Origin of the sequence: Clostridium sp. (assembly GCF_036569345.1) — a bacterium.
Lineage (GTDB): Bacteria > Bacillota > Clostridia > Clostridiales > Clostridiaceae > Clostridium_AD.
On the sequence record NZ_DATCQT010000168.1, the window covers coordinates 1 to 20,417 of the forward strand.

Here is a 20,417-nt window from a genome sequence, read left to right on the forward strand (position 1 = left end):
TAATAGTATCATAGCAATAGCCGCTATTGATTCAGTTACAGTTTTCATAACTTCAGGCATCTTTTTACCCCTGTTTAGTCCAAAAGTGAATATAGCTAAAAGTACAGCTATAAGCAATGCTATTACTGGATCACCTAAAAAGTTAGTGTAATTTAAAATGGGTGAACCTTTTGGTAAATTAATAGTAGCAATAGCCCTTGCAGCCATTAATAATACTGGAACTAAAGCTGTAAACACACTTATTACAAAACTAGGCATTTCTTTATCCGTAAATATCTTAGGATTATATAAACCCTTTGGTATATCATGTTCCATATGTTTCAAGAATTTTGTAAGTACAGGACCCGCAAGAATTACTGCTGGTATAGCACAAACAATACCATAAATTAAAGTTTTACCTAAATCTGCTTTATAAATAGCAGCTATAGCCGTAGGGCCTGGATGTGGTGGTAAAAATCCATGGGTAGCTGAAAGTGCTGCTGCCATTGGAACCCCTATATATAAAAGTGGAATATCAGCAGCTGCTGCTATTGAAAATACTAGTGGAAGTAAAAGTACAAAACCTATTTCATAAAATAAAGCTATACCAACTATAAAGCCGGTTATAATAACTGCTAATTGTATATGTTTTTTCCCGAATTTTTCAATTAGTGTAAGAGCTATTCTTTGAGCTCCACCACTATCTGCCATCAGCTTGCCAAGCATAGCACCAAATCCAAGTACCAATGCAAGTGTGCCTAATGTACCACCAACACCCTTGGTAATGGAAGTTACAACCGCAGGCAATGGCATGCCTTCCAAAATACCTACTGAAAGTGCAACAAGAATTAATGACAAAAATCCATTTAATTTAAACGCTATCATAAGAACTAATAATAATATAACTCCCAAAGCAACAATTAATAATGGCATAATAAAATCCCCCTTTTATTTTTGTAATAAACCAATATTTACAAACTCATCTTTTAATTTAACGTACAATCTTTCGTAAATTTCAAAAGTTTTCATGTAAACGTCATGATTTTTTATATCTGGCTTAAATGTTTTAGAAATAGGAACTAATTTTTCTACTTCTTCGATATTATTTATAAGTCCTATTGCCTTCATGCCAAGTACTACTGCTCCCAAACATGAACTTTCATAACTTTCTGCTATTACTACCTTTTTATTAAATACATCTGCAAGCATTTGAACCCAAAGCTCAGATCTAACAAACCCCCCAGTAGCATAGATTGTATCAATGTTGCCAGTTGTTTCTTCTAAAGCTTTTCCCACACTATAAACTCCAAATATTACGCCTTCTAGAAGTGCTCTTAGAAAATGTTCCCTTTTATGTGTAATATTTATTCCAAAGAAAACACCCTTAGAGTTTGCATCCCAATGTGGTGCTCTTTCTCCAAGCAGATAAGGCAAAAATATAAGTCCATTTGATCCTGCCGATACCTTAGACGCCTCCTTTGTTAATAATTCATAAGTATCTATACCTAATTTTTCAGCCTCTCCTAATTCTATTTGTGAAAAATTGTCCCTGAACCATCTGAAAATAATGCCTCCATTATTAACAGGCCCGCCTAGGACAAAATGATCTTCAGTAAGAATGTAACTAAAAATTCTTTCGCTCTTATCATTTTTGGGTTTATCGGCTATTATTCTGATAGCTCCACTAGTTCCGATTGTAACTGCAGCATCTCCAGGTTTTACAGCATTAGCACCAAGGTTAGCAAGGCAACCATCACTTCCTCCAATTACAAACGGAGTTTCTATATCAATTCCCATTAAATCTGCATATTTTTTATCCATATTTTTAAATATTTTCGTTGGGGATACTGGTATAGATAACTTGTCCTCACTTATACCTGCAACTTCTAATGAATTTTTATTCCATTGAAGTTCATAAATATCAAACAAGCCTGTAGCAGATGCAATTGAATAATCCACAACATACTTACCGAACAGTTTAAAGAAAACATATTCTTTAATTGAAATAAATTTACTTGTATTTGTAAATACTTCCTTCAAATTATCCCTCATCCATGCCAATTTACATAATGGTGACATTGGATGAATCGGAGTGCCTGTTTTCATATAAATTTCATGACCTAATTTACTATTTTTTATTCGATCTGAATATTCTGTGCTTCTTGTATCTGCCCAAATAATACAATCTGTTAATTTGTCTCCATTTTTATTTACAGCAATTAACCCGTGCATAGCAGCGCTGAAACTAACCCCCAGAAGTTTATTTCCCTCTTTAGTGTTTTCATTTACTACACATTTAATGGAATTAATAACCGCCTCAAACATTTCCTCAGGAGATTGCTCACTCCAAGAAGGTTTAGGGTTTAAAATAGGATAACCTATATTGCACTTTGAAATTACATTTCCCAACATATCAAACGCAATTGCTTTAGTGCTGCTTGTTCCAATATCTAGTCCAATTAAATATTCCATAACATCCCCCTTTGAAATAAATTTTCTTTATTCTATATATTATTCTCTTAACTAATACTTTATGAAAATTTTTCTCTTTTTTATTATTATATTATACTGTAAAGGTTTAATCAATAGTTTTTTGAAAATATTTTTCATTTTTGCATAAAAAAATACACTCTTAACGAGTGTATGAAAATTATTTCAATATCTTTTGTTCGCGATAGCTTCTCTTATTTGTCCTAAAACCCTATAATAATTATCTTGATCCTTTAAACAGGTACCAACAAACATGCAGTCTATAAGAGATAATGCACTAATCCTTGATTCCATTGCCTCACTTTTCGACAGATTTTCTTTACCATATGATACCAGAACCACATCTGATACCTTTGATATTGGAGATTTATAGTTTGAAGTTATAGATATAATTTTTACACCTTTCTCTTTGCCAATTCTTACATTTTCTACTAATTCTTTATTGCTTCCAGTATTAGAAATAGCTATTATACAGTCATTTTCATCATACATGGAGCTTACCATAGCTTGAAAATGTGAATCATCATGAAATATACAGTACTTGCCTGTTCTCATAAACTTATGATATGCATCAAGGGCTATTGCCGCAGACCCACCCATACCAAAGAAAGCTATTCTTTTTGCATTATGAATATACCCTATAGCTTTATCTAATTCCTTACTGTCATTTATCCTTAAAGTTTCATTAAGAGAGCTTATTGTGGAATTAAATATCTTTTGCATCAAAACCAAGGTATCATCATTTTCTTTTATTTCCTCATGTATATTTACAAGTGGTTTTACAATTTCACTAGCTATACTTATCTTTAAATCCTGATATCCTTTAAATCCTAACTTTTTACTAAGTCTAAATACTGTAGCTTCACCACAGCTACAATTTTCAGCTAGCTCAGTTATAGATGAATGGATAATATCCTTTGGATTTTTAAGTATGTATTCACCAACCCTTTTTTCCGTTCCTTTAAGTTCTGAATATATATTTCTTAATCTTTGTATACCACCTATGTCATTCATTACATTACCACCTAACAGTTTTTTTTCTTTATTACCTATTTAAACTCACAAACTCTTCCATAATTTCTATTATACTATATATTATTCAATTACATAAGCAAAATAAACGATATTCTGCCTTTTAAAACAGAATGCGTTTATTTAAATTAGTGGTATTTAATGAATAATTATAAAAGCTGCATTTAAAATATACAATGCAGCTTTCTTAAAAAATGGAATAGTCTATTACTTAATACTATTATATGATATTCTTTTTCAAATAATTTTTAAACTTTTCAACCATCCTAGTTTACTATCCAATCAGAAGTACCATTATTGTCTATAGCGTGTTTTAATTCATTTAACAATATATAAGGAGTCATACGGAATGTATCATTAGTTGCACCTGCCAAATGTGGAGTAATTGTTACATTATCCATTTTTAGTAATGGATGATTTTCCGCTATTGGTTCAGTCCAAAATACATCTATAGCAGCTCCACCAATTCGGTGTTCTTGTAAAGCTTCCACCAAAGCACCTTCATCTATTAATCCAGCTCTTGCAGTATTAATAAGATATGCAGTTGGTTTCATCCAGCAAAGAGCCTCCTTACCAATTAGTCCTTCTGTTTCCTTGCTCAACCTAGCATGAATACTAACAAAATCGGATTTATTACACAATTCTTTTAAAGAAACTGATTCTGCACCAAATTCTTTTAACATTTCAGCCTTAACAAATGGATCATATATTAATAGTTTAACATTAAATCCAGATAATTTTTTAGCAACAAGACGTCCAATATAGCCAAAGCCTACTAAACCTATAGTCTTATTACGCATATCCCCCATAAAAGCAGAATTAGCATACTTCTTTTTCCATTTTCCAGAAGTAAGCGCAGCATGTCCTCTCGCTAAATTCCTCAATTCTGATAACATTAATGCAATTGTAAAATCAGAAACAGCTTCTGCATTACGGCCCATTGTCTTCATAGCCTTTATGCCTTTATCTGTTGCTGCTTTAACATCTATATTTTCTGTACCAGCACGGCAAATGCAAACATAAGATGCATTACTATTCTTTATAACTTCCTTATTAATAGGTGTATGATGTGTTATAATCACATCAACGTCTTTAGCTGCTTCTTCTAATTCAACTGGTGGCTTCCCTGCATCAGGACCGTTTTTTTCCACTTGACTACGTAAATGCCAAAACTCTTCTTCACTTTCTGGTTGCCAATCTACACATTTGACTTCTATTTTTGCACCAAATACATCATGTACTGCCTCTGCGAGAACTTTAGATGGTAACATCGGATCTCCCACTACTAAAAATTTCATTAGACTATTCCTCCTAATTTTATCATATCATCTATTTTATAATTCATTTCTTTCAATGCTGGAAAAATATTTTTATATACATTTTCAAATATAGTATTGTACTTCTCATGTTTTTTAAAATCTGGTGTATATATCTTTGTTTCACGTCTCGTTTTAAATACAGCATCGGCAGAATCTTTATAAACCCCAGCACCTATACCAGCTAACATAGCTACTCCTAAGGTAACTGCTTCAGATTCATCTATACAACGAACAGGTATTCCTAAAATATCAGCCTTCATTTGCATCCAAAACTGAGATTTTGTAGCACCACCTATAACGTTTACTTCCTTAACTTCATTTCCCGTAACTTCTTGTAAGCCATTAATTATTACTTTTGATTCATAACAAAGACCCTCAAGAATTGCTCTTGCCAAATCCCCTCTAGTATGTGAGGTAGTTAATCCGACGAATGCCCCCTTAGCTCTAGAGTCTGCTCCTGGGGCATATTTACCACGAAAATATGGCAACAATAGCACGCCTTTAGCACCTAAAGGAGATTTTTCTGCTTCTTGAATTAGAGTTGACAAATCTTCTCTAGCCACCTCTGTATGAAACCAATCCATAATAACTCCTGATGAAATAAGCTGACCTTGAATGTAATACTTATCATTTACAACATAATTTACGCAAGTAAAATTTGTATCTATATGTTCTATTTTATTAGCTGGTTCATCAGTAACCATAAGAATCTGCTCACTGGTTCCTATAGCACTTAGAACTTGCCCACTTTCCACCAATCCACAGGCAAATGCACCACACACATAATCCATTCCGCCTGTATATACAAGAGTGCCTTCAGCAATATCAGTTAGTTCAGATGCTTTTTTTGTTACTTTTCCAGCCAATTCCCCGGGTTTTTTAAGCTTTGAGCAAATTTCCTCCGGAATTCGGGCATGATCTAAAATATCTTTAGACCAACAACGATTTTTCAAATCTACTGCCATAGTTCTGCAAGCTACTGAAAAATCCACAACAGCCTCTCCAGTTAAGCGATAAACAATATAATCCTGCATAGATAACCAATGCTTAACTTTTTTAAATTGATTAGGCTTATTATCGCGAATCCATTGTACTTTAGTAATACCTGCTATTGGATTGGGAGCAAACCCAGTAATTTCATACACTTGTTCTCTGCCCATGGTATCATTCCACCATTCAGCAATACTTTCTGTACGTGTATCAAACCAAGCTATTGACCTATTTATCCATTCATCGTTTTCAGTAAGAAGCACACCCGCGGAACCCATACTAGCCACCGCAATTCCATCTATTTTCTCTCCACTCAGTTGTTTTATTATATCCTTTAGTGAACCTTGTATAGCCTCCCATATCTGATCAGGATTGAATTCAGCCCAATTATTTTCTAAATAATGAGTAATAGTTGGCCGACTAGCCATAGCTTTAAGTATCCCACTTTCACTATATGCTGCAGCTTTACAATTTGTAGTTCCTACATCAATACCAATTAAACAAGCCATGATTTAACCCCTTCGCCCTTTAATAAATTACTAAAGTTTATTCAATCACTTTTAACCCAGGATGACGTTCAATCTCATCCCTAATTTCATCTATACATGGAGATACACTTACGCGAAAAGCATCCCTATTATCAACTAAATCCATTCCTTCTCTGATTTTATCTAATGACACCAAATGAGTCAAAATCTTTTCTACAGATACCTTACCACTACGTATCATTTCTAAAGCAAGTGCGTTATGTCTAGGTGCTGAAGAAAAAGCACCAAAAACAGCTATTTGACGATAATGCACGTAATTCGCGTCCATTTCAATTTTAGGCTGATTCTTAGGTAAACCCGCGAAAAGACAAACTTTCCCCATTTTACTTGCCATTGATATACCTAAATTTTGAGCATCTCCACTTCCTGCAGTTACTATTACTACATTTGCACCCATTCCTCCCGTTAAATCCATAACTGCTTTCAGACCGTCAGTAGAACTTAAATCAATATATGCATCAAAATTAAATTGTTTAGTTGCTTCTAAACGTTTAGCACTACGATTAATCATAAATACCTTTCCTGCTCCTCTTCCCCTAGCAACTTCTGCATGCATACATCCAATTGGTCCAGCCCCTATAACGGCTACTGTATCTCCTAAACCTATATTCATTACTTCCTGGGCATTTAAAACGCAAGCAAGTGGCTCAGCTAATGATGCAGAAAGATATGTTACTTCCGTTGGAATACGATTAATATTCCCTGCACGTACTGCTCCTGCTGGTATTAACATATATTCTGCGAAACCACCATTATAATGATGGGCAATGGTTTTGCGGGTATAACACATGTTCTGCCAGCCTGATAAGCAATATGAACATGTCCCACAACCAATCGCAGGTGCAACTATTATTCGTTCACCCACTGAATAATTTTTAACATCTGTAGCTACTTCTACTATCTCTCCAGCAACTTCGTGGCCTAACACCATAGGTGGTTTTATTTGGTCGTGACCAAACCTGAAAGTTCTTAAATCTCCACCACAAATTGCGCAAGCCTTCACCTTAAGCAAAATAGTTCCCGGTTCAACCTTAGGTTTTGCTAAATTTTCAACTGTCATATTATTAATTCCGTGATAAACTGCTGCTATCATACTCATCCTCCATTTTAACTTTAGAATTAAAAATAGCCTTTTATCTTTTATTTCTATTTGTAAATCTAGATAATTATTTTCATTTTTTATATATTTTTTAAAAACTATTTTCATATTTATTGTATTACCAAATTTATTAAAAGTCAATACTCCTAGACAGAAAATTAAGAAAATTCAAATGCTTTTAAATAGTTAAAAATAAAAGTATTTACATTTTAAACATAACTATATACAATATAGTTATGTTTATTAAGAAAATTCTGCTCTTTACCTGAAAGGTGGTTTTTATGAAAGCTCACGAGGTCAAGCAAAATTCCTGTATAGTATTAATACACAGTATGTCACATTCCTTAACAAAAAAAGAAGGCAAAGTGGCTGAATACATATTAGCTAACCCATCTGAAGTTATCCATATGACTATCACCCAACTTGCTGAAAATATTGGGATTTCTGAGGCAACCATTACGAGATTTTGCAAGAAGCTAGACCTTTCCGGTTTTCAAAGTCTTAAGATTGGATTGGCAAGCGATTTATATGATCCACTTGAATCTGTATATAATGAAGTACACACAGAGGATTCAATAGATGTAATTGCTAATAAAATCTTTCAAGATATTCATGAAGCTTTACAAGATACTTTGAAAATAATTAATCCAAAGGCTTTAGAACAGGCTATAACAGCTGTCCTAGCAGCAAAATGCATAGTTGCATATGGTACAGGTGGATCAGCCTCAGTAGCCTCTGAAGTTGAACATCGATTTATTCGTTTTGGTATTTCAGTTAGAGCTTACGCAGATCAAGACATGCAAGTGATTTCTGCTTCTCTTCTACACTCAGGCGATGTTGTAATTGCTATATCTCATACTGGTTCCAATCAGGCAGTTTTAGAAGCTGTTAAAATTGCAAAAGAGAACGGAGCTACCATAATTGGTATTACAAGTTATATTAAATCACCACTTAGTAATGTCTCAGATATCATACTTAACGGTATGGGCCGCGAAATTAATTTTCGTTCTGAATCAATGTCTTCAAGAATGACCCATTTAGCAATCATTGATGTTCTATATGTAGGCGCTATGCTAAGACAACCCGATAGAATAATGAATAATATGGAAAAAATACGTGAAGCTATAGCAAAAAAAAGATTTTAATTATAATTAATTAAAAAACAAACCTGCAGTCTAAAATAAACTGCAGGTTTTAATATTTACTATTTTTCATTAACATTTCCTCTAATTATGGAGTAAGAAGTGTTCCATCCATATCTACCGCAATAAGCTTATACTCCATAACTTATCCCCTCAATTCATTTATAATTTTAAATACTTCTTCATCAGTAACTTGCTTAAAATCCTCATAATATGAACCTACTGCATAAAATTCATTTGGTATATATAGACATACTACCTCATCTACAAGCTCTTTAAATTCTTCAATAGTTTCCCTTTGACCTACAGGAATTGCTAAAATAATTTTTTTAGCTCCTTGCTTTTTAACAGCCTTTATTACAGCTAGGATTGTAAAACCCGTAGCAATACCATCGTCCATAATTATAACCGTTTTACCTTTAACTTCAGGAAACGTATCTTTTCCACGGTACTCCTTCATTCTTCTTTTTATTTCATTTATTTGCTCCGATACTTCCTTGTCGATGTACTCTTGTGATATATTGAGCATTTCCACATATTGATTGTTTATAAAATAGCTACCATCCACAGACACAACGCCTATAGCTACCTCTTTGTTATGTGGTGCACCAATCTTTCTTGGAATAATCAGATCCCATTTAAACCCAAACCTTTTTATTGTATCAAATGCTATTTGGAGTCCACCTCTTGGCACAGCAAGTACAATCACATCTTCATCCTTAAATTTTTCAAGACTATCGGTTAACTTTTCCCCTGCGTCTTTTCTATCTAAAAACATCATCTTAATTCACCACACTTATTAAGTTTATTTTACTAATAAAGATTTTTATTTTAGGGATACTCTATATCTATACTTCCAAACATTGAGATAAATTATCCCTAAATTTATTTGAATGTGCCTTATAAGTATTATTCTGCACTTTTAAGTGATTCTATCATATCTATTTTACCAAATTCTTTGTACATGGCTAAATTTACAATTACAGAAAAAGAAATTGTAAGTAAAACTGAATATAGGAAATAAATAGGAGATATATTTCTCATAAACATCATTATATTGGTTTCTGAGCTAGCAATTACATAATTGTTAAGCAATATTCCAACAGCTATTCCTGTTAAACTTCCTATTACCGTTAATATTATGTTTTCACGGTATATATATAAAGCAAGTTCACTATCATAAAACCCTAAAAGCTTTATTGTAGACAATTCTCTTTTTCTTTCATTGATATTTATATTTGTGAGATTGTATATTACAACAAAGGCAAGAACCCCTGCAGATACTATTAACACTAGCACAACTGAATTTATGCTTTTTGTGGTTTTATTAAAATCAAATTGTGTTTTGTTTTTGTAATTTACAGATCCTATATTATCTATTGTTGTTAATACCTTTGTGGTTTTATCTTCTGAACTATCTGTAATGCTTTTTAAAAGTCCATAAAATCCATTAAATTTGATATTTTCTCCGGTTATTTTCGCGTAATAATCAGGACTCATATAAATATAATGTTGCAAATAATGCTCCGTTATACCGGAAATATTCGCTTTTACCACTTTACCATCCATGGTTATTGGGAACGTGTCTCCAACTTTTTTATTCATGAGTTTTGATAGTTTTTCAGTAATAATTACACCATTCTCGTCAAGTTTCAAATCATTACCTTTCATTGTAAGATTAATATACTTATTAATCTCATTTTTATTTTCTGTAACTACTACATAAGCATCTTCACGTCCAGATTTATAAAGATCCACCGTTGCATTTTTTGTATATGAAAATAAAACTGATTTCATATTTTTTGTTTCTATTATTTTATCTTTCATAGTATTTTTTTCTTTTACATCTATGTCTTTTCTAAGTGTTGACAACATGTTATATCTATATATATTGGTAAATTGACTTTCCGTAGCGCCTATGATTCCTGACTTAAGTCCAAACCCCGTTATCATAAGACCCGTACACACAGCTATTCCTATAACAGTCATAAAAAATCTTTGTTTATATCTAAATATATTTCTTGCAGTAACTTTATTTGTAAAACTTAACCTTTTCCATATAAATGTTATTTTTTCTAGTAATATAGTTTTTCCAGCCTTTGGTGGTTTTGGTCTCATTAAAGATGCTGGTGCTTCCCTTAATTCTTCAAGTGATGCTGCAACCGCTGCAAGAGTTGTAAATATTACAGCTATTAAAGAAGCTTGTAATGCAAGACCCCCGTTAAAAGGTGTTAAAGAGATTGGGAGAGAATAAAGCGAACTATAGGCATTCATAATAAGTGGAGGAAAAAGCCTAAAACCAAAGGATATACCTAAAAGCGTCCCAGTTAAACTAGCCAAAAGTGCATATATCAAATAGTGCGTAGTTATGGAAACTCTTGAATATCCTAAAGCCTTTAAAGTTCCTATTTCAATTCTATTTTCTTGAACCATTCTTGTCATGGTTGTAAGGCTAACCAATGCTGCCACTAAAAAAAATATAAGTGGGAATGCCTTACCTATATTGTCTATTCTGTCACTATCTTGTCTATATGTTTCATATCCAAGATTAGCGCTTCGTCCTAGGACATACCACTCTGGGTACTTAATATCCTTAATTTTATCTTTATTTTCCTGGATTTTTAATAAACCATCTTTTATTTTGACATTCGCCTTTTTTTCTTCTGACTTTAATTTTAGCGTACTGTCGTTTATTTGTTTTTCTCCATCTTCAAGCTTTATTCTTGCTGCTGCAATATCTAATTCGCCTTGCTTAAGCAATTTTTCTTGTTGAATTAACAGCTCATTTCCCGAATCAATTTTTGCTTTTGACGTTTCGAAATTATTTTTTAACAACTCTATATCAAAATAAGGCTTCATTTGTGTCAAAAAACCATTATCCTTCAATGAAGTGTACATATTGTCAAAATCTTTTCCATTAATGCTTTTAAGATAAATCTGATTTATACCATTGTACTGAGAAATAAAAACTTCATTATTAGGATCTGAATCTAATTGTTTTTTTGCATCAATCACTTTTAATGCTATTGATGATGAAATATTAGATGCTGCTTGTTGTTTTCCTAAATTAAGTTTTTTCTCACTATCAAGAAGTTTATTTTTACCCAAAACAATTTGCAACTCTCCTTGTGATTTTTTTTCATTAAAAATTATTTCATTTTTTTGGAGCTCTATTTTGCCATTGTCAATATTAATTTTTGCATCATTTAATTTTATGTAACCTTCCTTAAATTTATCCGCTGCTTCTTTTTTCGACTTATTTAATTTGACTTCAGCTATATTTATTTTACTATTTGCATCAGATATTATTTGTGAATATCGTATTTTGCTTCTTATAACTCCAATAGCCTTAAGATTTTTCTCCATATCAGCTGAGACTTTTTTATACTCTTCATTAGATATAAGACTATCTTTTGATAGGTCACTACTTAGTTTCATATATATTTCTGTATAAACATCACTTTTAAATACATCAGGTTGAATATAAATAAACCCTTTAACGGATCCATTTCCTACAGAACTTAACTGTCTTTGAGCTGATAAATATAAGGGTGACAATGCTTCTCCAACTATTTTGAATTTACTAATTTTTAAGTGATCCCCCATTATTGTATCGTCCCCTGATTTAAGTTCGATTTCATCACCTAATTTAAATTTATTTGCTTTTAAAAATCCTTTTTCAACTACAACTTCATTATTAGCTTTTGCTATTCTTCCTGTTACAATTTTCATCTGATTTATTCCATTTTTTAATGGAATAGAATTAACATTAAGAACCAGTGAATGTTTGTCTTTTTCAACTACAACATCTATTGAAAAAGAACCCTCCACATTTTTTACACCCTTTAATTTTTGAATTACAGTTAAATCATCCTTTGCAAGTCCAAGGGTTGAAATTAGTTTAAAATCCATAAATCCAGTTTGATTAAAATAAGCATCTGCAGATTTTTTCATATCAGGGCTTGTAGCTCTAACTCCTGCATAAAAAGCTACTCCGATTGCGATAATTATTACAATAGATAAAAACCTTGAAAAAGTCTTTTTTATATCCCTAAATAGATTCTTGAAAAACGTCTTTCTCATTTCTACCACTCCAAACTTTCAATGGCCATTGGATTATCGTTTTTCAAGACGCTTTCAACTTTCCCATTTTTCACTGTTATTATCTTATCCGCAATAGGTGTTATAGCAGAATTATGCGTAATGACTATTACAGTCATTCCATCTTTTTTAGATGTATCCGATAATAACTTAAGTATTGACTTACCCGTGTTGTAATCCAGTGCTCCCGTAGGCTCATCACAAAGAAGTAACTTAGGATTTTTTGCAAGTGCCCTTGCTATTGAAACTCTCTGCTGTTCTCCACCTGAAAGTTGCGACGGAAAATTTTGCATTCTATTTTCAAGACCTACATTTTTAAGTACTTCTACAGGATTCATTGGGTTTTTACATATTTCAACTGCAAGCTCTACATTTTCAATTGCATTTAGATTTTGTACTAAATTATAAAATTGAAATACAAATCCTATTTCATCACGTCTATATTTTGTAAGCTTTTTTTTATTATATTCACTTATATCATTACCATCTACAATAATCTTTCCAGTTGTAACTTGATCCATACCTCCCAAAAGATTAAGTATTGTTGTTTTGCCTGCACCACTAGCGCCAATAACCACAACAAATTCACCTTTTTCTATAGAAAATGAAACATCATCTACGGCTTTAATGATAACCTCTCCTGTAGTATAAGTCTTTTTTACATTTTTTAGTTGTATAAAATTCTTCATTATAATCTCCTAACTTATATTCTCGCAATCTAACTTGCTTCTAATATTATTATAAAATATATCTATTATATCTAGGATAAGTTTTCTAACCAACATCCCATCCTCTTTTTCTCTTAATATTATGGAAATACTCTCCACAAGGTTATATGATACAAGGTAAATAATAAAATTATTTTTAAGTCTTTTGCCCTGCAATGATAATTCATATTCCATTTTCTGTGTAACTATTCTAGTTACAAAATCTACAAAGGTTTTTTTACAATTTTCATACTTTGACCCTTCACTTTTGTTAAGTAATATTGTAAGTTCTGTACTACTTTCTTTAAATATCTCCAGTATTTTTTCCATTAATTCATAGAAAATATCATCTGCCTTTTCGTTTACAATCACTTTATTAAATTGATTGATATAATCCATTAATCTATCATATACAGGCATTATTAAATGCTCATATAAATCATCTTTACCATGATAATATTTGTAAAAATTACCAACTGATGTATCAGAGTTTTTAGCTATGTTTCTTATCGATGTGCCCTTGTATCCAACTTCTTTAAATTGTTTTAGAGCTTCTTCCACTATATTTTTTCTGACTTCCTCTTTTAAATATTGCATTAGAAAACCTCCGTTCTCTTTTACATTATACTCTATTTCTAAAATAACTCAACTAGATTTCAAAATAAAAAAATAATTGCTATTGACGTAAATATACTTACGTCAATAGCAATTATTTTCTTGTATTATATTCTTGCTTTATTCCTCCAATATGTAATTATTTATGGCATATGCTATGCCAGATTCATTATTAGACTTAGTTATGTATTTCGCCTGTAATTTAATTTCTTCTACGGAATTTTCCATAGCAATAGGCATCCCTGCAGACTTAAACATTTCTATATCATTATAATTATCTCCAAAAACAATGACTTCATTTAAGTCTACTCCTAATTTCTGCGATAATAATTTTAATGCATTTCCTTTAGAAATATTTGATGCCATAATATCTAAAAGACCTATTGCTGAACTCACAACAGTAAGGTTATCATATTTCAAAAAATGTTTTTCTAAAAAAATAACCTCTTCATGTTTTTCACAAACTAATAGTACTTTCAAAGCATCAATATCATTAATATTTTCAATTATATTATTATCAATATATTTAATAGGTACCCTTATATCTTCTGATAATAGTTTATTACGATCTTCATATTTTTTACCTAGAGGATTATTTTTGCTAGAATATACTATATCAACAGTATATATAATGAAATGTACATTATTTTTCATACAATAAGTGATAATCTCTTTTACAGAAATTTTATCCATTATCTTTGAATAAAGAATCTCTCCAGTTCCAATGTTTCTAATTAGTCCACCATTACACGAAATAACAGGACCTTTTAAGTCCAATTGCTTAATATAAACTTTCACCATAAGATCAATTCTTCCTGTAGCAATAATCACCTGAAGTCCCATCTTTTTAAGCTTCTTTAATGCAACTTCATTTTCATTTGTTATCACATTATCTGAATTTAATAATGTCCCATCCATATCACATACACACCATTTATATTTAATCATATATAGATTCTCCTTTGTTTATCTAGCGTTATCACATATTATCAAACTCTGTGATTACCCTATGCTTCCATTTATATTCTCTACAACTATAGTTGAGATTATAACACAGTCGGAGGTTATTATTTCAAATATTCATTAAAAGTGCTGTTATTTTTCTAAAATTTCTTGTTCATGTTCTAAAAGCCATTTCTTTCTATTAAGTCCACCTGCATATCCTGTCAGGCTCTTATCAGATCCAATTACTCTATGGCAAGGTATAATTATACTAATAATGTTCTTACCGTTAGCATTACCAACGGCTCTTGTTGCCTTTTCATTACCAATTGCGATAGCTATTTGCTTATAAGATAAAGTTACTCCGTAAGGTATTTTCATTAAAACTTTCCAAACTTTTTTTTGAAATTCAGTCCCTGTAATTTCACATTTTATATCAAAATCTTTTCTTGTTCCTCTAAAGTATTCATCGAATTGCTTAATAACTTCCTTTAAAATTGGTGGTTCTTCTGTGTTTTCCTTTCCCTCCTCTAAAAACATAACTGAAATTACTGCATTATCAGAAGTTATTATTTCTAATATCCCAATAGGTGAATTATAATATCCATAATATTTTTTAATCATTTAGCCACCTCCAGTCTATTTTTCTAACCTATATACTACCATATGATAAACTCTATTACTAAATTGGCCTTCATCGTCAACCCTATTTATCTCATTAAAATTACATCTTTCTAAAAGATTAATTGATTTACTATTATATTCCAAATACAAATTGTACCGATAACCTTCTTTGATTGCTTGTGCTGAATTGCCCAAATAATCCATTTATTATCATCAACACCTTTATTCATCTTATCAACATAAATTTCTGTTTCATCAGTATTTGCTTCTAATTTTGTATCAATATAAACGTTCATTCGTGAGTCTTTTCTCATCTCAAACAAATCATTAATATCATTATAATTCATTTTTCTTAATATTAAACTTTTAGTCTCAATATTTGGAAAAGGCATAAAATTAATCATCTTTAGCGCCTCTTTTCTGAAAAATTAATTACCGTTATTACTGTCATAATTATAACAGTAATAACGGTAATTTGGGATTAGTAATATCATATTAGTAAACTCAGTTGTTATATTTTTTCTATTACAATTTGATCATCTTTGGCATCTACACCAATGATAGAACCATCATTTATATCGCCCTTAATAATTTTCTTTGCAATAGATGTTTCTAATACATTCTCAATATATCTCTTTAATGGTCGTGCTCCATAAATCGGATCGTAGCCCTCTTCAGCCATTAGCTTTTTAGCAGCAGCGGTTACTTTCATTGATATATTTTTCTCTTTAAGCCTATTTTGAATATCTGCTAAGAATATATCTACTATACCTTCTATTTCCTTTGTTTCTAATGGTTTAAATAATATAATATCATCTAACCTATTTAGAAATTCAGGTTTAAATTTGGTCTTAAGTTCGCTCATAACTCTATCTCTGATATTTTTTTCTATACCTCCACTTTCTTTGTTTTCTAAGAGATAGTTGCTTCCAATATTAGACGTCATGATTATTATGCAGTTTTTAAAGTTTACAATCTTGCCTTGATTATCTGTAAGCCTTCCATCATCTAATATTTGAAGGAATATATTAAATACATCTTCATGAGCTTTTTCTATTTCATCAAATAATACTACGCTATAAGGTTTTCGCCTAACAGCCTCAGTAAGCTGACCACCCTCTTCATAACCTACATATCCTGGTGGAGCTCCTATAAGCCTTGACACAGAATATTTCTCCATATATTCTGACATGTCTATTCTTATTATATTTTCACTAGACTCAAATAAAGTTTCAGCTAGCGTTTTAGCAAGTTCGGTTTTTCCAACACCAGTAGGTCCAAGAAATATAAATGAACCAATAGGTCTTTTAGGATCCTTCATGCCTGCTCTTGCCCTAATAACTGCATTTGAAACTGCAGTAACTGCTTCTTTTTGGCCAATTACCCGTTTAGTTAGTTCATCTTCAAGTCTTAAGAGCTTTTGCCTTTCACCTTCTTCAAGATTAGTTACTGGTATACCAGTCCACTTTGATACTATCTGTGAAATCTCTTTTTCGGTTACCTCTTCTTTAAGCATAGCTGTTTCATTATTTTGATGTATTTCTTCTTCTTTTTGTTTTATCAACGCTTCTAGTTTTGGAATTACTCCATATTTAAGTTCTGCAACTTTATTTAAATCATATTCTCTTTCTGATTTTTCTATGTCACCTCTTGCAACATCTAACCCGGCTTTCAAATTTCTAATTTCAACTATCTTAGATTTTTCTTTTTCATATTTTGCTGTCATTTCATTATCTTTATCTTTTAAATTACTAAGCTCTTTCTCAAGTGTTATTAGTCTTTTCTTTGAAGCCTCATCATTTTCTTTAGATAATGCTTTTTTTTCAATTTCTAACTGAAATACCTTTCGTTTTATCATGTCCATCTCAGTTGGCATACTATCAATATCAGTCCTTATCATAGCACATGCTTCATCTATAAGATCTATTGCCTTATCTGGGAGAAATCTTGCTGTTATATATCTATCTGATAGTTTCGCTGCTGCAACAATTGCCGAATCATGAATTCTTATACCATGGTATATCTCAAATTTTTCTTTAAGACCCCTAAGTATAGACACAGCATCTTCTACTGTAGGCTCCTCAATGGTTACTGGCTGGAACCTTCTCTCTAGAGCTTTATCCTTCTCTAAATATTTTCTATATTCATCAAAGGTAGTTGCCCCAATACAATGAAGACTTCCTCTTGCTAGAAGTGGTTTAATCATGTTTCCAGCATCCATAGAACCCTCTGATTTACCTGCTCCTACTATATTATGAATTTCATCTATAAATAAAATTATATTTCCTTCACTATTTTCTACTTCTTTGAGCACTGCTTTAAGTCTTTCTTCAAACTCACCTTTAAATTTGGCACCAGCTATAAGAGCTCCCATATCTAAAGAAAATATTATTTTATTTTTAAGTCCTTCTGGTACGTCTCCCTTTACAATTCTTTGGGCAAGCCCCTCAACTATAGCAGTTTTACCTACTCCTGGTTCTCCTATAAGTACTGGATTATTTTTAGTTCTTCTAGAAAGTATTCTTATAACCCTTCTTATTTCCTCATCTCGTCCTATTACAGGATCCAGTTTATGCTTTTTAGCTTGCTCCACAAGATTCGATCCATATTTAACCAATGCCTCGTAAGTTCCCTCTGGATCAGCATTTTCTACCCTCTGATTCCCACGAACTGTGGAAAGCACATTTAAAAATGCTTCTTTAGTTATATTGAATTTTTTTAATATATTAGTAATCTCTTTAGTATTTACATCCATAAGTCCAAGCATTACATGTTCAACACTTATAAAAGAATCTTTAAATTTTTTAGCTTCATCCTCTGCTTTCACAAAAACTTCGTCAAACCTTCTAGTCGCATAGACAGATCCACTATCTGCACCACTGCCTGTTACTTTTGGCATCTTATCTAAATCTTTTTTAATGTCCTCATTAAGCTTTGTTATATCCACTCCCATTTTACTAAATATATTGGGAATGAGCCCATCCTCTTGAGCTATAAGGGCTGCAAATAAATGAATTGTATCTATCTGCTGATGATTATTTTTTACAGCTAATAATTGAGCCTCATTTAATGACTGTTGAACCTTTATTGTTAATTTTTCTACATCCATGTAAATAACCTCCCTTTAGTTTATTAAATAAATACTGTTATACATTTTCACTTTGTTATATTTTAAAGGTATAAATTAATCACGATAACCGCTTAATCATCTCCTGCAGAGCCACATTAAGTTTCTATCGTGATTATAATTTAATCAATAATAAATAATTTGTTATTTACAAATTAATTTTACACTATCTAAGCAACGCCTGTGTTATTCTGACAAGTTGCTCTTTACTTAAAGCTTCGAGATACCTTTGACGTTCACCAAATGAGCACTCTTCTAAAAGTTTTCTTACCCTAGGGGTTTCTATATAAATACCTGAAAGCATTAAATCTTTACCATGAGAATCCATGTAATGTCTCTTCCAAATGTTATAATATTTTGTTGCGGTGACCTCAGTATAGCCTTTATTTATTAATTTCATAATTCCCGCTTTTCTATCTTGTTTTTCAAAACATTCACAAAGTTTATATATTTTTTGAAGCATTATCATCTTACTTTTCCTTCCTTCATGGGTGGCCAGGAAACATACAAATACAAGTTTCTTGTTATTTTATTCATCTATTCACAATTACTATTTATCTTATATTATACCATAACATATACAAAATAACCGGTTTCTATATACGAAATTCACCTTTATTTAATAAATATCAAAAAAAACCAACGATTCCTTATAAATCGATGGTTTTTACTTTATAAATTTTCAAATCTTTATACTTTTATTTAATACTTTTAATAGCCTTTTCTGCCCAACTAGAGTCCTTATATATAGCCCTAGCTACACCAATAAGATCAGCTTTTCCAGAAGATAAGAGTTCCTCTGCAGCAGGAACTTGCGTAATTCCACCAGTAAGTAAAACTGGAACTGAAACAACTTCCTTTATAGCCTGAGTGAGCGATGAGAAATACCCTTGACTAGTATTTCCTGGAACGGTATATCCACAAAATCCCCCAGAAATATCAAGAATATCCACCCCTGCTTTTTCAAAAGCTAATGATGCAATTTTACTATCTTCAATAGTAATTCCACCATCCATATAATCACAAGCACCTAATCTAAGAAGAATTGGAAATTCTTCACCAACAACCTCACGTACTACTTTAATAATTTCTAAATGAATTTTTATTCTTCCTAGTAAATCTCCACCATATTCGTCAGTCCTTTTATTAGTAAGAGGTGACAAAAATTGATTTAGAAGATACCCATGGGCAGAATGAATCTCTACGCCATCAAACCCAGCTTCTTTAACACGCCTTGCGGCATCCTTAAATCCTAAAATTATGTCTCTAATCTCTTCTTTTGTAAGTTCCTTTGGAACATTACCTAAACGCGGATTTGAAATTGCTGAAGGTCCTACTGGATCATATCCTGTAACTTTTTTAGTTGCAGCACTTCCAGCATGATTAATTTGCATTACTGTTTTAGATCCATTTTTATGAATAATATTTGCTAGTTCCCTTATACCTTCCACAATTCTATCATCTGCCACAGAAAGTTGTCTATCACTAGCCTTTCCTTTTTGTGTTATAAAACTATGTTCTATAATAATAAGTGAGATATATCCACCTCTTGATTTTTCATCATAATAATCTAATATATCTTTACTTACCTTTCCATCTTCATTGGATTTTGAAGTAGCCATGGGTGGCATAACTAATCTGTTATTTAAAGTTAACTTACAATTTTCTAAAGGTTTAAGCAAATATGACATTTTATTACCTC

At 31.7% G+C, this 20,417-nt stretch carries 17 protein-coding genes; 1 reads left to right on the forward strand and 16 read right to left on the reverse strand.

Annotation, left to right across the window (positions count from 1 at the left end):
* The 6 genes from VIM70_RS16760 to VIM70_RS16785 all read right to left on the reverse strand — a co-directional run.
* A partial coding sequence (locus VIM70_RS16760) for a gluconate:H+ symporter (RefSeq protein ID WP_331946923.1) occupies positions 1 to 912 on the reverse strand: 912 nt, incomplete at its 3' end.
* A gap of 15 nt (positions 913 to 927) precedes the next feature.
* Entirely contained in the window at positions 928 to 2,451 is a 1,524-nt protein-coding gene (gntK, locus tag VIM70_RS16765; RefSeq protein WP_331946924.1) for a gluconokinase, read from the reverse strand.
* Positions 2,452 to 2,634: 183 nt separating this feature from the next.
* Positions 2,635 to 3,483, reverse strand: a complete 849-nt coding sequence (locus VIM70_RS16770) for a MurR/RpiR family transcriptional regulator (RefSeq protein WP_331946925.1) — start codon at positions 3,481 to 3,483, stop codon at positions 2,635 to 2,637.
* A 284-nt stretch (positions 3,484 to 3,767) separates the two neighbouring features.
* The gene (locus tag VIM70_RS16775) at positions 3,768 to 4,799 is read right to left on the reverse strand and encodes a 2-hydroxyacid dehydrogenase (RefSeq protein WP_331946926.1); all 1,032 of its coding nucleotides are present in this window, start codon (positions 4,797 to 4,799) and stop codon (positions 3,768 to 3,770) included.
* The gene (locus tag VIM70_RS16780) at positions 4,799 to 6,319 is read right to left on the reverse strand and encodes an FGGY-family carbohydrate kinase (protein WP_331946927.1); all 1,521 of its coding nucleotides are present in this window, start codon (positions 6,317 to 6,319) and stop codon (positions 4,799 to 4,801) included. Before VIM70_RS16780 ends, VIM70_RS16775 begins: the two co-directional genes overlap by 1 nt.
* 37 nt (positions 6,320 to 6,356) lie before the next feature.
* Positions 6,357 to 7,451 (reverse strand): zinc-dependent dehydrogenase, encoded by a 1,095-nt coding sequence (locus VIM70_RS16785; RefSeq protein WP_331946928.1) that lies wholly within the window; start codon positions 7,449 to 7,451, stop codon positions 6,357 to 6,359.
* A 287-nt stretch (positions 7,452 to 7,738) separates the two neighbouring features.
* Between VIM70_RS16785 and VIM70_RS16790 the strand changes: the two genes are divergently transcribed.
* Entirely contained in the window at positions 7,739 to 8,602 is an 864-nt protein-coding gene (locus VIM70_RS16790; RefSeq protein WP_331946929.1) for a MurR/RpiR family transcriptional regulator, read from the forward strand.
* 142 nt (positions 8,603 to 8,744) lie between these two features.
* On the opposite strand, the gene VIM70_RS16795 is transcribed toward VIM70_RS16790, so the two are convergent.
* From VIM70_RS16795 to VIM70_RS16840, 10 genes are all read right to left on the reverse strand, one after another.
* Positions 8,745 to 9,380, reverse strand: coding sequence for a phosphoribosyltransferase (locus tag VIM70_RS16795; RefSeq protein WP_331946930.1), 636 nt, complete (start codon positions 9,378 to 9,380; stop codon positions 8,745 to 8,747).
* A 128-nt stretch (positions 9,381 to 9,508) separates the two neighbouring features.
* Entirely contained in the window at positions 9,509 to 12,682 is a 3,174-nt protein-coding gene (locus VIM70_RS16800) for an ABC transporter permease (RefSeq protein ID WP_331946931.1), read from the reverse strand.
* 2 nt (positions 12,683 to 12,684) lie between these two features.
* On the reverse strand, positions 12,685 to 13,389 hold the full coding sequence (locus VIM70_RS16805; protein ID WP_331946932.1) for an ABC transporter ATP-binding protein: 705 nt from the start codon (positions 13,387 to 13,389) through the stop codon (positions 12,685 to 12,687).
* A gap of 9 nt (positions 13,390 to 13,398) precedes the next feature.
* Positions 13,399 to 14,004 carry a TetR/AcrR family transcriptional regulator gene (locus tag VIM70_RS16810; RefSeq protein WP_331946933.1) on the reverse strand — a complete coding sequence of 202 codons (606 nt, stop codon included), beginning with the start codon at positions 14,002 to 14,004 and terminating at the stop codon, positions 13,399 to 13,401.
* Between the two features lie 138 nt (positions 14,005 to 14,142).
* Positions 14,143 to 14,970 carry a Cof-type HAD-IIB family hydrolase gene (locus VIM70_RS16815; protein WP_331946934.1) on the reverse strand — a complete coding sequence of 276 codons (828 nt, stop codon included), beginning with the start codon at positions 14,968 to 14,970 and terminating at the stop codon, positions 14,143 to 14,145.
* A 147-nt stretch (positions 14,971 to 15,117) separates the two neighbouring features.
* Positions 15,118 to 15,588 (reverse strand): methylated-DNA--[protein]-cysteine S-methyltransferase, encoded by a 471-nt coding sequence (locus VIM70_RS16820; RefSeq protein ID WP_331946935.1) that lies wholly within the window; start codon positions 15,586 to 15,588, stop codon positions 15,118 to 15,120.
* A gap of 110 nt (positions 15,589 to 15,698) precedes the next feature.
* On the reverse strand, positions 15,699 to 15,992 hold the full coding sequence (locus VIM70_RS16825; protein WP_331946936.1) for a GNAT family N-acetyltransferase: 294 nt from the start codon (positions 15,990 to 15,992) through the stop codon (positions 15,699 to 15,701).
* A gap of 107 nt (positions 15,993 to 16,099) precedes the next feature.
* A complete protein-coding gene (clpB, locus tag VIM70_RS16830) occupies positions 16,100 to 18,697 on the reverse strand; it encodes an ATP-dependent chaperone ClpB (RefSeq protein WP_331946937.1) in 2,598 nt (865 codons plus the stop codon).
* A 184-nt stretch (positions 18,698 to 18,881) separates the two neighbouring features.
* Entirely contained in the window at positions 18,882 to 19,184 is a 303-nt protein-coding gene (locus tag VIM70_RS16835) for a hypothetical protein (protein WP_331946938.1), read from the reverse strand.
* 229 nt (positions 19,185 to 19,413) lie between these two features.
* The gene (locus tag VIM70_RS16840; RefSeq protein ID WP_331946939.1) at positions 19,414 to 20,406 is read right to left on the reverse strand and encodes an NADH:flavin oxidoreductase; all 993 of its coding nucleotides are present in this window, start codon (positions 20,404 to 20,406) and stop codon (positions 19,414 to 19,416) included.
* Between the last annotated feature and the right edge of the window lie 11 nt (positions 20,407 to 20,417).